The 2,565-nt window shown below is 64.7% G+C and carries 2 protein-coding genes; one reads left to right on the forward strand and one right to left on the reverse strand.

The window, feature by feature from the left end:
• Nucleotides 1-8 precede the first annotated feature (8 nt).
• Nucleotides 9-605 (reverse strand): hypothetical protein, encoded by a 597-nt coding sequence (locus tag AB0N17_RS46000; RefSeq protein WP_366017634.1) that lies wholly within the window; start codon nt 603-605, stop codon nt 9-11.
• Between the two features lie 1,153 nt (nt 606-1,758).
• On the opposite strand from AB0N17_RS46000, the gene AB0N17_RS46005 reads away from it, so the two are divergent.
• Nucleotides 1,759-2,364, forward strand: a complete 606-nt coding sequence (locus tag AB0N17_RS46005; RefSeq protein ID WP_366017635.1) for an SGNH/GDSL hydrolase family protein — start codon at nt 1,759-1,761, stop codon at nt 2,362-2,364.
• The last annotated feature ends 201 nt before the right edge of the window (nt 2,365-2,565 follow it).

Genomic DNA, 2,565 nt, shown 5'->3' on the forward strand with positions numbered 1-2,565 from the left:
GTAACCCATCAGGAGGCTGATCCACCGTGGTCCACCGTGACGACCTGGTGCCGGAGCCGGCGCCCTCGCTGTCGGCCCACCAGGCCTGCACCGAAGGCGACGAAGTCCGCCATCGCCTGCTGGACCTGGTCGGAGGGAAAGGCGGTGGTGGCGAAGGCATGATCGGTCCAGTAGGCCAGCCGCTTGCGGTCGAGACCGTCGAGACCCATCAGCCGGCCGAACACCGCCACCGGCAGCGAGCGGACGAAACCGGCGATGAGGTCCACCGGGCGGTGCTCCTCGCCGAGTTGGTCGATCAGATCGTCGACCACCGAGGAAACCCAGGGATGCCAGCGGGCGATGGCCCGGGGGGTAAAGGCTCGGCTCACGGTACGGCGCAGCCGCCGGTGCTCGAGGCCGTCCAGGTTGATGAGGATGTCAGGGCTGTCGAGCAGGTTCGGGTAGGGGGTGAGCGCGGGAGCATCGGCGGCGAAGAGGTGGGCCCGGTTGAGCCGCGGATCGGTGAGCACCTGACGCACGTCCGCATGGCGCTGGACCACCCACACCGGGGTCCCTGTCCGCAGCTCGGTGAGGAAAGGCGGCCCGAGCGGTTCACTGACGCGCATACAGTGCATCGGAGCGAGTGCGGCATGAGGCATGGCGTCGCTGTTCTCGAGGGACAAATTTCCTCCGGGTAATCGGCCTACTGCTGCGCATATGTGACTGACTAACGAAGCAGGGGTTTAGAACGCCCCGTCGTTTACCTGCGAAAACGGCGACACCACAACGCTGCGATCTGAACCTGTACGGAGTCCGGTCATATGTGAATGTGCGGACAACAAGAACAGGACTCTGCAACGCATGGAAGGGGGGGCCTTCTCCGTCCAATACCGGTAGATGTGTGTGCCGGTCGTCGCCGTTGCACCGGCCGGCCGGGAGTTCCCATCCGGGCCGGGCAGGCACTCTCGACGTGCGTCACCAAGCCTGGTAGGCCCTGCTGAGTGGCGACTTCACGGACGCTTCTTCGCGTCCACCATTTCCCGGTGTCGGCACATGGTGGGCGCTACGGGGAGCCACAATCATGTCTCTCGATGATCGCTCACGCCAAGCAGCAGAGCGTAAAAAGAGCAGCACATCTATTACAGCCGCATGAACCCCGGATCGGACTAGGGCCTGTGTGATGTCGTGATCAATCTTGCCGATCCGATCCGCATGGAGGGTCGGATCCGGTAGTAAGACGGGTGTGACGCGCAGGCAACTTACCGACGAGCAGTGGGAGTTGCCCACCAGCAGAACCACCAGTCGCGTTCTCACTGTCAGTAACCATGACCGGCTACGGCCGAGGTGCCCGCCGGGAGCACAGCGGCGAGGTAGCTGAGCATTTCGCGGGCCCGGATCCTCTCACCCGGCCCCTTGGGATGCCTGTGCCGCCGAGTGGTTGTCGGCTGCAGAGGTGTATGGGCGAGGGCGGCGTCGGGTAGGACGGTGGCCTGTGCTGTCGCTGCGGCGCAGGCACTGCAGGCGTACTCTGTAGCACTGGGCTTTCCGAGAGTCCACGCGACGGCGCCGGGCACGAACAGACGACGTATCGCGGAGCCCGGGTGCATCGGAATCCCCCCTCTGGCTTAGCCCTATTGGTGACGTTCTGTCCAATCCATTAGCTTCCGCACCATGGGTATACCTGCGAAGTCTCAGCGTGTGAATCGATCATGGCGCCCGGGTAGTCCAGCACGGCTGCGACGGCGTGCACTGGTGCTATTGAGCCTGCTGTGTTGCCTAGTGATCACGGGCGGCAACACTCCGGCCGACGCCACCACCGCACGACTACGTCTGTTCATCCTGGGCGACAGCATTGCCCGTGGCAGCGACGAAGGCGGCTATGGCCCGCACGGCTGGCCCGCGCTGGTCGCCGCTCGGCTGGGGCTGACGCTAACTCTCGACGGGGAAGGCGGCACAGGCTACACCACGGCCGGACCACAACCGGGCCGACGGCCATACACTCAGCGGGTCAATGATGTCGTGGCGGCGGAGCCCGACTTGGTGGTCATCGAGGGATCCGCAAACGACGTCAGCCGATCACAGACCCAGACCGCTGCTGTAGAAACCCTCCGCCAGATTCGCGCAAGGTTGCCGCACGCGCGCATCCTCGTCATCGGGCCGATCTATTCATTCGCGCAGCCAATCGGCTCGACGCCGGTCGATGAGGCGGTCGGAGCCGCGGCGATGAAACTGGGACTGCCCTATGTGTCAGCGGTGCAGCGTGGATGGTTCAGGGGATCCGCGCACCAGCTCATCGGCAGCGACGGCGTCCACCCCACGGACGCTGGACATGAATATCTGGCAGAGCAGATCCGCCCTGAAGTCTCGCGGCTGTTGCAGTCGTAGGGGCTGAGCTATGCGATCCATGATCGCCAACAGCTCCGCGAGCAGACCTTGAGTTCTGCGCTGGCGCCGAGGCATGCCGGCCTCGGTCAGACTGGTGCACCCTCAGGGCACACCCGCAGCGACCATCACCGGTGACTACGCGTCCGTGTGGAAGAAGTACGGCAGCGTCGACGGCACCCTGTACGGCCTGTACTTCAAGGC

The sequence above is a fragment of the Streptomyces sp. NPDC051133 genome (assembly GCF_040682635.1).
Taxonomy (GTDB): domain Bacteria; phylum Actinomycetota; class Actinomycetes; order Streptomycetales; family Streptomycetaceae; genus Streptomyces.

Coding starts and splice junctions, on each gene's coding strand:
- AB0N17_RS46000 (WP_366017634.1), bottom strand. CDS start 605: ATGCGCGTCAGTGAACCGCTCGGGCCGCCTTTCCTCACCGAGCTGCGG.